Annotated in this window: 9 protein-coding genes and 3 pseudogenes; 10 read left to right on the top strand and 2 right to left on the bottom strand. The window is 43.1% G+C overall.

Going from position 1 to position 12,706, the window contains the following annotated elements; genetic code table 11:
- Positions 1-592 precede the first annotated feature (592 nt).
- The 3 genes and pseudogenes from H6G40_RS21265 (at position 593) to H6G40_RS21255 (ending at position 4,059) form a co-directional block, all read left to right on the top strand.
- Complete coding sequence (locus H6G40_RS21265) at positions 593-1,117, top strand: lysozyme (protein ID WP_002737396.1); 525 nt, start codon at positions 593-595, stop codon at positions 1,115-1,117.
- Positions 1,118-1,358: 241 nt separating this feature from the next.
- Positions 1,359-2,693: pseudogene (locus H6G40_RS21260) on the top strand (IS4 family transposase).
- A 982-nt stretch (positions 2,694-3,675) separates the two neighbouring features.
- Positions 3,676-4,059 (top strand): DUF4346 domain-containing protein, encoded by a 384-nt coding sequence (locus tag H6G40_RS21255; RefSeq protein WP_002735883.1) that lies wholly within the window; start codon positions 3,676-3,678, stop codon positions 4,057-4,059.
- 131 nt (positions 4,060-4,190) lie between these two features.
- Here H6G40_RS21255 and H6G40_RS21250 read toward each other — a convergent pair whose 3' ends face one another.
- On the bottom strand, positions 4,191-5,054 hold the full coding sequence (locus tag H6G40_RS21250; RefSeq protein ID WP_190538225.1) for a branched-chain amino acid ABC transporter permease: 864 nt from the start codon (positions 5,052-5,054) through the stop codon (positions 4,191-4,193).
- Positions 5,055-5,324: 270 nt separating this feature from the next.
- On the opposite strand from H6G40_RS21250, the gene H6G40_RS21245 reads away from it, so the two are divergent.
- Positions 5,325-5,834: a pentapeptide repeat-containing protein gene (locus H6G40_RS21245; RefSeq protein ID WP_002738151.1), complete on the top strand. Its 510-nt coding sequence runs from the start codon at positions 5,325-5,327 to the stop codon at positions 5,832-5,834.
- A complete protein-coding gene (locus tag H6G40_RS21240) occupies positions 5,831-6,958 on the top strand; it encodes a 5-(carboxyamino)imidazole ribonucleotide synthase (protein ID WP_190538224.1) in 1,128 nt (375 codons plus the stop codon). The genes H6G40_RS21245 and H6G40_RS21240 overlap by 4 nt, the downstream gene beginning before the upstream one ends.
- Before the next feature lie 100 nt (positions 6,959-7,058).
- On the opposite strand, the gene H6G40_RS21235 is transcribed toward H6G40_RS21240, so the two are convergent.
- Entirely contained in the window at positions 7,059-7,997 is a 939-nt protein-coding gene (locus tag H6G40_RS21235; protein WP_002735886.1) for an SGNH/GDSL hydrolase family protein, read from the bottom strand.
- 78 nt (positions 7,998-8,075) lie between these two features.
- Between H6G40_RS21235 and H6G40_RS23795 the strand changes: the two genes are divergently transcribed.
- From H6G40_RS23795 to H6G40_RS21215, 5 genes and pseudogenes are all read left to right on the top strand, one after another.
- Entirely contained in the window at positions 8,076-8,210 is a 135-nt protein-coding gene (locus H6G40_RS23795) for a hypothetical protein (protein ID WP_024969427.1), read from the top strand.
- A 391-nt stretch (positions 8,211-8,601) separates the two neighbouring features.
- Positions 8,602-10,593: a DICT sensory domain-containing protein gene (locus tag H6G40_RS21230; RefSeq protein WP_069474734.1), complete on the top strand. Its 1,992-nt coding sequence runs from the start codon at positions 8,602-8,604 to the stop codon at positions 10,591-10,593.
- A gap of 162 nt (positions 10,594-10,755) precedes the next feature.
- On the top strand, positions 10,756-11,961 hold the full coding sequence (locus H6G40_RS21225) for an argininosuccinate synthase (protein WP_002790869.1): 1,206 nt from the start codon (positions 10,756-10,758) through the stop codon (positions 11,959-11,961).
- A 222-nt stretch (positions 11,962-12,183) separates the two neighbouring features.
- Positions 12,184-12,519: pseudogene (locus H6G40_RS21220) on the top strand (Rpn family recombination-promoting nuclease/putative transposase); the annotation flags it as partial.
- Positions 12,516-12,706 (top strand): annotated as a pseudogene (locus H6G40_RS21215) (hypothetical protein); the annotation flags it as partial. The pseudogenes H6G40_RS21220 and H6G40_RS21215, both read left to right, overlap by 4 nt.

Below are 12,706 nucleotides of genomic sequence, written 5' to 3'. Positions count from 1 at the left end.
CAAAAATTTGTCAAGTATCATAAGTAAAATAATCTCGTTTTTGGCTATTATATCAAATCTTAACTCGATTGTCTATCTTTTGGTATTAACCTATTTGTGCCGTAAGTGTGTCCCTGTATGGATTTCAGCTACTTTTGAGCTTAGATACTCTCATCGAATTTTATTTTAAGTTAATTATTTGCATAACAATTCCCGAAGAGCCAGGGTTAATTGGCCCTGACAACGAATTGTACGAAAAAGAGTGATCGCCGATCGCGTAGGGTGCGCCCCACGCACCCACGCACCTTTTACTTTTTCAAAACACTTTAATCTAAATTGTGATGCGTTACGCTAACACATCTGGCTCTTCGTTACTTGGTATGGTTCGATAGGGGGGCATAAATCGACTAAATCCTTATCTGGTAAAAGACTTAATTGATTAGTTCGCTCTAGATCGAAAATAATTAACAAAAATCGCTAAATGCCTTTCTATATAAGGGTTCCATCCCTTATAACCCCCGTCCATTGCATAACACAAACCAAAGAGCCACACATCCTACCGTTACTAACAATCTCAAATCATTTTCTCCATCAATAAACAGGAGCAAAAGCCATGAAAATTAGCCAAAAAGGAATCGATCTCATTAAACACTTTGAAGGGGTAAAACTCAACGCTTACCAAGATACTGTTGGAGTATGGACAATTGGTTATGGCCATACCAAAGGTGTTCACGCAGGAATGACAATTACCAGATCAGAAGCCGAAAATCTTCTCGAACAAGACCTAGAAACCTTTGAAGCTGGAGTATCCAATCTGGTCAAAGTCCCCATTAACCAGGATCAATATGACGCATTAGTTTCGTTTGCCTTTAACTTAGGATTAGGAACTCTTGCAGGCTCTACCCTACTCCATAAACTTAACCTCAAGGATTATCAGGGTGCGGCAGAAGAATTTGGCAAATGGGTTCACGCAGGACACCAAGTTTTACCCGGTCTGGTTAGCCGTCGTAAAGCAGAAGAAGGGTTAGGGACTTGCGCTTTGATAATGTACCTTTTGGGCGAACGCAGTTCGCCCCTACATTGTGGACAAAATTCCGTTACTGTAGGGGCACAAGGCTTGCCATTGGTGTCAACTTAAGCAAGAAGCTTAATTATAAAAGGTAGCTGATTATCCAAGAGGAAGGAAGTAAAAAAGGCTCTCCCAGCTTTGGTGGGTAAAATGTATTCTAAGATACATTTCTCAAGAGCGAGGGGGTGGAACGAACCACAAAGACACAAAGGACACAAAGATCGATCCTATGTCAATTAAACTTATCACACAGAACCTAGAAGAGCCGTAAAAAATAGTAAAATAGGGTGGGGAAGTCAGAGGTGGGTCAGTGAAAAAGCGCTCTAAGCAACGACCGAGAAAACAGGGGGTTCCAGATTTGCGGCGACCACATCAATGCCCAAGCCCAGAAATCCCACAAGTAATAGAAGAACTTAAAAAATACCTAGAGCCAAGATTATTTACGCCGCTAAAATATATGCAAGGAAATCATGAAAAAATCATGAGAGATAGATTATTAACCTTACCCGTGGTGGTCGCCTTATTGGTAAGCTTAGTCTATTGCCAGATAGCGGGATTAAGTGAAGCTGTAAGAGTCTGAAAAGAGGAAGGATTACTCTGGGTAGAACCTCTAAAAGTAAGTAAGCAAGCTGTATCCAAAAGATTGATGAGCTTACCTACGGAAATCTTTGTATTGCTGCTGAGAAATATTTTAGAAAAAAGAAAAGAAATGTCAGGTAAAATTAGCATAGCTGAGAAATGGCAAAAGGTGAGAGAAAAATTCAGTGTTATTTGGATAGCCGATGGCTCAACCCTAGAGCAGCTGAGGAAAAGCCTGAAAGCTTCCGAGAAGGAATCTGGGAAATTGGCTGGAAGAATAATGATGATTGTTGAGGCATTTACGCAAGTACCTGTGACAGTATGGTATCAGAAAAATGAGAGATGTAACGATAAAGTATGGGTAGAACAATTAATAAATGAGCTACCTACATCAGGCCTGCTAGTCGTTGACCTAGGCTTTTTTAGTTTTCCGTGGTTTGACCAATTTACTGAGGAAGGAAAATATTTTCTTACCCGCATGAGGGGGAAAACATCTTACCAAATAAAGCAAGTTTTGTCCGCAGGAAAACTTTACCGAGATGAGATTATTACCCTCGGTCAGTATCGCTCTGATCCTTGCCATTCGACCGTCAGATTAGTCTCAGTTCTTTGGGGAAATACTTGGTATGATTATTTGACAAACGTGCTTGATTCTCAACAACTATCCGCTGAGGAAGTTTGTGATTTGTATAGAAGAAGATGGCAGATAGAAGAAGCTTTTCTCTTAACCAAGCGACTCTTAGGACTGGCCTATTTATGGGTTGGACACACTAACGGCGTACAAATCCAAATTCTCACTACCTTGATTTTCTATACTGTTCTCACTCAGATAGTTCAAGATGTGGCTGTCGCTCTCCATCAGCCGCAAGAAAAAATTTCTGTCGAGATGGTTTTTAGAAGCCTTTACTATGTAGCAAAGGCTTTCTCTCGGGGCGAAAACCCAGATGTAATCAGCTATTTAGCCGAACGCGCTCAACTTTTTGGACTGATTAAAGCTGAACGTCAGCGACATCGAGAGAAAGAGGCTCTCCATCGACAAATATGGGAACCTCTTCCCTTAAGTTGACACCAATGAATGCTTGCGCCCCTACAGTAACGGATTTTGTCCACAATGTAGGGGCGAACTGCGTTCGCCCAAAAGGTACATTATCAAAGCGCAAGTCCCTTAGCTGTCACCTTGATGGTGGTAGCTTTTTCTTTTTTTAGCCAATACAGCGCTTCTGTTCCCCCCTGAAAGGTTACGGTTATACCATTTCTCTAAATGAAAACTACACATCGAATTTAAATCCCCCTTTAAGTTCCCCTTTTTAAGGGGGATTTAGGGGGATTAAACTTCTGTAGTCAGACTTTGGAGAATTGGTATTAGGGGGTAATCCCGCCCTCCAGACGCTAAAATCCTATGATCTTGGCCATGAATTACTGTTAATTGGGCGATATTATCTGTCTCAAAATTTCTTGCTTCAGGGGGTTGGTTCGGTGGCGTTTCCGGGCAGTGCTATTCGTCTCGCAGCAGACAATCATACTAGCCCTTGGGTTACTCTACAAGTGTCCCTGTTTATGTTTTTCTGAGTTTATCCTCCTGTTGCCAGAGGAGAGGACAAGGATGATGGCTCTTCTGGTTTATGTGTGGAAACGAAGCCTATACTGATAGTTTCTTCGGCAAAATAGTCGTAAAAGTCCTTCTCAGTCAACATTTCACGATTCCATAAGCAAAAATTATCACACAAAGTCGAGAAGAGCCGGATGATGGTATGTGATATAATTTGCTCTTGCTTTCAACTACATATTTAGGGCTTGCTGAATAATGGTAAAACCCTTTTAAAATAAGGCTTTTGACCTGTTAAAATCCAATGTTAGTGCAAGAATATAGGATTGGGACATTCAAAAACCTTGCATTATTCTTCTTGTAGTACATAGACTGGTACAAAAAAAGAAGGGCAACAAAGCCTGAAACGACCGGCTACTGACTCCCGACGACCGGCTACTGACTCCTAGCCCCACCAACAAACTTTTTCAGCAAACCCTATTTAAGTGATTTTGTCAAGAAAATGAGCGAATTAAAATCCCAAATCACCGCTATTGATCATCAACTTTCCAAACGTCCGATCGCTCTCGATCCCGCAGGATATTTTATTATTTATCTCGACCGAGAAGCTGGGTTAATCTGTGCCAAACATTACAGCAATATTATCAATGAAAAAGGTTTAGCCGTCGATCCAGAAACGGGAAAAGTTATCGGTGTTAGGCAAAAACTTGATCGCAATCCTGAGTCTATTTACACCGCGAGAACCGCCAAAGAATTAGCCGTCAAAGTGATCGAAGAAACCCAACCTTGTCCGATTACTATGTTCGATCATGCTGCTTATTTAGGTCGAGAATTTACCCGCGCTGAATACGCTTTAATCACCGGGGAAGAATATATTCAGGATTAAAGATTGGGCTTTTCAGTGTTGCCAAAGGCACGGCGTAGCCGTCCAGTAAACAGTAAACAGGGATAAAGATGAAGATAAATAAATAACTTAAAACTTACATCTGATAACTGATAACTGATAACTGATAACTGTTAAACCGTGCCTTTAAATAAACCTTGGGGACGGAATAATAACAGCAAGATCATAATTAATAAAGCCACGGCTAATTTATAATCAGAACCAATTAAGGGAACACTAATTTCTTGAGCAACACCAATAATTAAAGCTCCAGCAATCGCTCCGTAGGGATTACCAATACCACCTAAAATAACGGCCGCAAACATTGGTAAGATTAAAAACCAGCCCATATTGGGACGTACTCCCCCGGTAATTAACCCGAACATCCCTCCAGCTAAAGCAGTTAAAACTCCGGTAATTATCCATGTCCAGAAGACAACCCATTCGACGTTAATTCCAGTTACTCTAGCTAAATCGTTGCTGTCAGCTACGGCACGCATCGCCTTACCGATCTTAGTTTTTTGTAATAAAAAATGGAGGGCAATAATAACTATAATTGCCAAACCAATAACTAACAAGCGATCGAAAGCTACTTTAATCCCCAAAATTTCTGTAGCGGTCATCACAGGGAGATCGTAGCGTTGATTACTGCCGCCCCAGATCATTAAAATACCATTGCGAAGAAATAAAGCCAAACCGATCGAAATAATAATTAAAGTGGTAGAGTCAGCCCGTCGATCGCGCATAGGTTTCCATAATAATCTCTCGGCAATGAGCATGGCAATAGCTGTCACTGCTGCCCCCACCAGCATCGCTAACCAGAGATTAATCCCTTGAGCATTTACCAGCCAAGTTATGTAAGCACCTAAAGTCATAAAATCGCCGTGGGCAAAATTAGACAGACGTAAAATGCCACAGGTAAGGGTTAACCCGACAGCAGCCAGAGCAATAATACTACCGACGGCTAAACCATTGAATAAAAGTTGCGGTGTATCCATCAAACCTCTTGTATAAATCAGAAATTGTCCTTAGAAATAGAAGTCAGGAGAGAGAAAATTAATTAACTTTTGTCTTTTACTTTATTTAGCTGAAAACTGGGGGACTGTAGCTTAAATATTTTTGTTTAGACCCAATTGCATGGCAGTATAAGCTCAGACAGCTATTATAAAGGTTTGTGTGCCAGCAATTTCTGGCGGCTGGCGGAAAGCTGACGGCTGATGACTTACTGCTATAAAATCAAGAATGCCCACTAATGGAATTTTCCGCCAATGAAGACTATCTTTCGATTAGCGATCGCTTTTTTTGCCTTACTATTTATCCTCTCTCCTGTCAATGCCTTAGCGGCCAGTTCTGCTGCTGTCACAGGAGCCAATGCCAGTTATGAAAACCAGAATCTGACAGGAAAGGATTTTTCGGGACAAAATTTGCAATCTGCCCAATTTACTAACGTTAATCTGCAAGATTCTAACTTTAGCTCTGCCGATTTGCGCGGGGCAGTGTTTAACGGAGCCTCTATCATCGAAGGCAACTTTCATGGAGCGGACTTAACCAATGGGTTAGCCTATCTGAGTACCTTTAAAAATTCCGATTTAAGCGATGCCATTTTTTCCGAAGCGATCATGCTGCGTACCATTTTCGAGGGAGTCAATATCAACGGTGCTGATTTTAGTTTTGCCGTGCTTGACGCTCAACAAATCAAAAATCTCTGTGAAAGAGCCGAGGGTGTCAACTCAAAAACCGGCATCTCTACCCCGGAATCTTTAGGATGTGATCAATGATGCAAACAAGGGTTGGTGTTATTGGTGGTGGACAATTAGCATGGATGATGGCACAGGAAGCCAAGAAATTAGGCATTTCTCTAATTGTACAAACACCACACCCCGACGATCCCGCCGTTGCTTTAGCTGACGGGGTTGTCTTTGCGGAAATAGCTGACGCGGAAGGCACAAAAAAACTAGCTCAACACTGTGATCTGATCACGTTTGAAAATGAGTTTGTTAATTTAGATGCCCTAGAAGAATTAGCGGCCACAGGAGTTAAATTCTATCCTAGTTTGGCAAATCTGCGCCCCCTATTGGATAAATACGAGCAAAGATGTTATTTACGCTCTCTAGGGTTGCCTGTGCCTGATTTTTGGGCGATAGATAATTTATCCCAATTAGAAAATTATCCTTTTCCGCTAGTACTGAAAGCACGACGACACGGTTATGATGGTCAGGGAACCTTTATTATCCGCACTCCTGAAGAATTAAACGCCAAAAAGCCGCAATTAGAGCGTCTTGACTTGATGTTAGAAGCTTATATTCCCTACGAGCGCGAATTAGCCATCGTTGCCGCTAGGGGATTAACTGGGGAAATCGTCACCTATCCCGTGGTGGAAACCTATCAAGAGGAGCAAGTCTGTCACTGGGTAATCGCTCCCGCCGCTCTTAACCAATCTTTACAGGCTCAAACCGAACCTATCGCCCATCATCTGTTAAGTAGTTTGTCGGCGGTGGGTGTTTTCGGGATGGAATTATTTGTCACTTCCCAGGGAGAAGTATTGATTAATGAAATCGCTCCCCGTACCCATAATTCTGGTCATTACAGCCTTTCTGCCTGTCTTACCTCCCAATTTTCCCTACAACTGCAAGCAGTGGCTAATTTGCCCCTCGGAGCCACGGATTTAAAATCTGCCGGGGCAGTCATGGTTAATCTATTGGGTTTTGAGGATAGTGACGGTGATTATGGCGAAAAAAGAGCAGTTTTAGCGGCAATTCCAGACGCTCACGTTTTTTGGTACGGTAAAAAATCCCGTCCCGGTCGAAAATTAGGCCATGTCACCCTCTTAAGGGATACAAGCGATCGCTCTGAGTTATTGGACCTAGCAAAACAGATAGAAAAGCTTTGGTATGGTTGTTAGGGAAGTGGGAAGTATTTTCAGTAAACAGTAATCAGTGAACAGTAATCAGTAAACAGTGAACTGATAACTGATAACTGATAACTGATTCAGTAAACCCTAATTAAAAGACCTTTTTGATTGCCTCGGTCAGTTTTTGACTAATTAACTCGTTACCGTCTCGACTGAGATGAATATTATCGCGATAGAGGGAATCAGGATTAGAATGTGCTTGAAAAATGGGCAGAAAATCTAGATAAAAAATCTGCTGGTTGCTGGTGAAATTCGCTAGTCTTTGACGGGCTTTTAATTCATAATCTCGCCCCTGTTTTTGGGCTTCGCGAATGAGGGGGGTAATAGCGATAATTAAACGGGCTTGATTAGCCTGAGCAAGGGCTTGAATTTGGGCAAGAGCGGTTAAATTATTGCCCACTCGATCGCCTCCTTCTTGCACTGGTGACAGGGGAGGATAACGCTTAAAATATCGATCGTATAATTCGATTAAAGCTAAAGCCGGCCGGCGAGCGGGATAATTAATTTCTCGTCCCACCACCGCCGAACTAGGAGCTAAAGCGAACAGATCATCGGTGTTCATTAATAACACAATCACCTGAGATTCAAAGGTGCCGAAACGTCGCAGATAGGCCAATTGATTGCGCGGTCCCCAAGAATTAGCCGAAGCATTGAGAACTTGCACCGAACCTGTCAGATTTTGTCCTAAATTTTTGGTGATTAAAGCAGAAATGGTCTCTTTTTGATCTGTCCACCAGGAGCCATTAGCGATCGAATCACCGATTAACATTATTCTCGTCGTCTCTGGGGGCCTTTGGGGTGTAATCGGATCGCTCCGCATCGAATACTGATTAACGGCGATAAAATTGGAAAACCGGCGCGTTTGTTGATTAGGAGCCAAAAGATAGCCAATTTCGGCATCGGCTTTGTAAATAAGCGGATTACCGAACCCGAAGACAATTCTTAAAATAGCCTCAAGGAGAAGGCCAAGAAGGAAAAGAACGCCTAGAATGATTAAAGACAGCCGAATGATACCAATTTCTAATAACACGGATAGATGAGAGTTCGCTAATTTATGATCCGAAAGTGTCTCATACCTTATCCATCTCATGAAAAGGAGTTAAAAGCAATGTCAGACTTAAATCGTGGCATCATGAAATTCGAGGGAGCCGATAAACCGGCAGTAGTGGCGATATCGTCGATTATCGTTATCGGTAGTATTATTGCTCTGATCGTTTGGGCAATGAAAGTCGCCTACATCTAGTTAGGGTTTGCGGCAAAAAGTTTCTCGTGGGGGCAGGGTGTGGGGTGTAGGGTGTAGGGTGTAGGGTTTTACCCATTTTCATCTGGTAAATTACCTAATTTTCAGGGAAAAAGTCCCTAAAATTTCCCCCCGATCTCCGCAACGGCTGGCACTTTTTGATTTCTCAAAAGTCTAAAAGTCTGACCCAACAAGGTTTTTAGATTTATTCAGCAACCTCTAGTTAACTAGAATAATTTCCCTCACTTTTTGGCATCACTCGGTTTAAATTTCTTGCGATCACGACACGATCTCACCTCTTGTCCCCTTGAGCCTGTAGGATAGGGTCAAGGGAGAAATTGCTAGTTCCCTCTATTGCGCTTGCTAGTCACACTCGACTCGAAACAGATCATCGATGAGCAGATCAACTTCTGTTTTAACAGAACTGTTGCAGTTACTCCCCCAATGGCGATCGCAGATGTACTTCAAAGCATCCCTGACCGCGCTATCCCACGCCATGGAGGATCAGGTTTTAGCGGAAGACGATCAACCGTTAGTGATTGCCAGTTTTCAGCGTGAGCGCTTTTATCGTCAAGAGGCCCATCGCTACCGACGCATTGCCCACAAAAGCGGGCAAGTTTATGTTTTGTCAGCCCCAGAAACCGATTTTAAGCATAGTTCCGACGTTTACGAGACGATCGCTTTTCAACCGGACGACAGTTTAGCCCAAGAATGGCATCTAGTGGTTATCAGTCGCCATTATGCTAGTTGTTTAATCTGTCGGGAGCGAACCCATCTGGTAGCCGAAGGGGAAAATAGGGCAGCTATGGATAATAATCGCCGTTTTGAGGGGATTTGGACGAGTGATCGCCATGTGAGTCAACAGGCCGCCCAAATTCTCTTAAATCATATTCTCGATTATCGTCCCGAACTGGCGGACAAAATTAGGCGCGCTCAAGAAGAATACCTGATCTGTGAACTGACGGATAGGGATCATCAAGAGGAACCAGATCCCTTTGTCCAGCGATTGGTCACTTATTTGCAAGCGGGACAGTATAAACTGCTGAAAGCCAATCGTTCCCTGGCATCGAAAGAACACAAAGAAAGACTGATCAACTCGGTGACAGCGGCGATCCGTCGTTCCCTCGATCCGGAAGATATCCTCCAGGTGGCAGTGCGGAAATTGGGGCAGGGATTGGGAGTCTGTCGCTGCGTGGTCTATCGTTGTAAGGAAGCCGACATTAACGCCACCATCGAACACGAATTTTTAAACTCCGGCATTAGTTCCATCAAAGGACAAAAATGGCCTCTGAAAAATAATCCTCTTTTTCAGGAAGCGCTGGAATTGAGAGAATCCCTGAAAATTGAAGACGCTATTCACGATCCCCGTCTCCCCGGCGATTCCATTCAAAATCTGGTGCGGGAATGTTCCATCTATTCCTGGTTATTAGTACCGATTTTTTACCAAAGTCGTCTCTTGGGAATGTTGGAACTGCATCACTGTGGACCCTATACCACCACTTGGAAAAGCGAGGATGTCGCCCTGGTGGACGCGGTGGCCACTCAAATCGGAGTCGCCCTCATTCAAGCAGAAGCCTACGCTAATTTACAGGATTTAAATGAACAATTAGCCGCCCTCGATCGCACTCGTTCTAATTTAGTCGCCATTACCGGCCACGAATTACGCACCCCCTTGTCCACCATTCAAGTCTGTCTAGAAAGTTTGGCCTCGGAACCGGATATGCCGGCAGAAATGCGCCAAATTATGCTTGATACTGCTCTGAAAGATGCGGAACGAATGCGTAAATTAATCCAAGATTTTTTAACTCTTTCCAGGTTAGAAAGTGGCCGGGTTAATTGGAATCCTGAAGCTTTATCCTTATCGGAATGTGTGGAATTAGCCATCAGTCACGTTCACTCCCGCAATCTCGACAACGAAAATCCAAAAATTAGCAATCTTGTCCCCCCTAATCTGCCCTTTGTTTTAGCCGATGGCGAGTGGTTAGTGGAATTACTCTCCAAACTTCTCGATAATGCCTGTAAGTTTACCGGACGGGAGGGAAATGTCTCGATCGAAGTCGCTTTGGGAAAACCAAAAACTCTAGAAGTGACGATTTCTGACACCGGACGCGGGATCGAACCCAATCTTTTAGAACAGGTTTTCGATCGCTTTTACCAAGAGGAGGGGGCCCTGCGACGCAGTGCTGGGGGAACCGGTTTAGGACTGGCTATCTGTCGTCAGATCGTTAATGGTTGGGGCGGCGAAATTTGGGCAGAATCGAGGGGCAAAAATAACGGCAGTCAGTTTCATTTTACTATTCCAATATTTAAAGATAAAACTAACGATAATCCCCCAAATACCGCTCCGAAAAAATCCCCCCGTCGTGCTGCCAGTAAACGTAAATAGCGGCCAGTTGCCTGTTTAGTTTTGGCTCTTTGCTCGTGACTTACTATTCCTTTTCTTCATCAAAAACTAAACAAAAAAGCATTAAAAAAGAAGCATCCAATCCCCAAGATATATAATAAACTTAAAAGAGTAATCAATTAGTCGTTTTTAGGTGAAAAAATTATGGGACGCGCCAAGAGAGTGGTTTTAGCTTATTCCGGAGGAGTCGATACTTCCGTCTGTATTCCCTATCTCAAACAGGAATGGGGAGTAGAAGAAGTGATTACCCTAGCCGCCGATTTAGGACAGGGAGACGAATTAGGACCAATTCAAGAAAAAGCTCTGCGCTGCGGAGCGATCGAATCCTTAGTGGTCAATGCTCAGGAAGAATTCGTCAAAGAATACGCTTTTCCCTCAATTCAAGCTAATGCTCTCTACGAAAATCGTTATCCCCTTTCTACCGCCCTGGCTCGTCCTTTAATCGCTAAATTATTAGTAGAGGCCGCCGAGAAATACGGGGCCGATGCCGTCGCTCACGGTTGCACTGGCAAAGGTAACGATCAAGTGCGTTTTGATGTGGGCATTATGACCCTTAATCCTAGTTTAAAAGTTCTCGCTCCCGCCCGGGAATGGGGCATGAGCCGGGAAGAAACCATCGCCTACGGGGAAAAATTCGGGATCGAGTCCCCTGTGAAAAAATCCTCGCCTTTTAGTATCGATCGTAACCTGTTGGGGCGCAGTATTGAAGCCGGTCCCTTGGAAGATCCGATGACGGAACCCCCGGAAGAAATCTATCTAATGACCAAAGCGATCGCCGATACTCCCAACGAGCCGGAATACGTCGATATTGGTTTTAATCAGGGTATTCCTGTCAGTTTAAACGGAGAAAATCTCGATTCTGTCACGCTAATTAGTCAATTAAATGACCTAGTGGGTAAACACGGTGTTGGTCGTTTAGATATGATCGAAAACCGAGTAGTGGGAATTAAATCGCGAGAAATTTACGAAGCCCCGGCTTTATTAGTTTTAATTGATGCTCACCGGGACTTAGAAAGTTTAACTTTAACTGGAGATGTTACCCAATATAAACGGGGAATTGAAGATACCTACGGACAGTTAATTTATAAAGGATTGTGGTACAGTCCCTTAAAGGAAGCGATCGATGCTTTTATCCTCAAAACCCAAGAACAGGTAACGGGATCGGTGCGACTCAAACTGTTTAAAGGTAACGCTAAAGTGGTCGGTCGTCAGTCAGTCAATTCTATCTATTCTCCCGATTTAGCTACCTACGGAGCCGAGGATCAGTTTGATCATAAAGCTGCCGAAGGTTTCATCTATGTTTGGGGATTACCCAGCAAAGTTTGGGCCGAAAAAACTAGAGGAAAGTAATCAACAATCCTCTGCTAATACCGTTAATAATTATTATTGTAGGAGCGAAGGCAATTCGTTCCTACAATAATATACATCTTGCATATTTTTTTTATGGTATAATGGAGGTCTTTACTTTTTTAGCGTTTGAGATGCTCTCACCCCGATGTACCAATTAACTAATTTTCCCCAAAAAATTAGTTAACCCAGCATTATAACATATAATTAATTTGCCAGAGTTCTAATGCTTTCTGGGAAAATGTACTGGAATTATTAATTAGTTGGCGGGTTAGTATGGAAATAAATAACATCCTAGAAACTGAAGATAGAGAGGTGTTTATGACTTTATCTCAAACCTATCAGGAATGGAGGGAAGCAACTAAACGGGAAGGAAAACTAGAAGGACGACAGGAAGGACGACAGGAAGGACGACAGGAAGGACGACAGGAAGGAAAACTAGAGGCTAAACTGGAATCTATTCCCCGTTTGCTTGCTTTGGGTTTAAGTGTGGAACAAATCGCTCAAGCTTTGGATTTAGACTTAGAACAAGTCCGACAAGCTATTCAAGAAACCCCATGAAACCCCATGACCAATTTGCCAAAAATTACCTTGAACAATTACTTTCTCCCCTGGGAACCGTCGAAATCAGCAAAGAAGTCAGCGATGAAACCCGACAGATAGATTTATTTTTTTCCCCCAATCCCGAACCCAACCCCGATTATCTGGGATTATTAGGCAGAATTGTCCTTAATACTGTCTTAATTGA

This window comes from Microcystis viridis FACHB-1342 (assembly GCF_014698335.1).
GTDB classification, from domain to species: Bacteria; Cyanobacteriota; Cyanobacteriia; order Cyanobacteriales; family Microcystaceae; genus Microcystis; species Microcystis ichthyoblabe_A.
The sequence above is the reverse complement of the archived record's forward strand: the minus strand, read 5'-3'. Positions and strand labels throughout refer to the sequence as shown.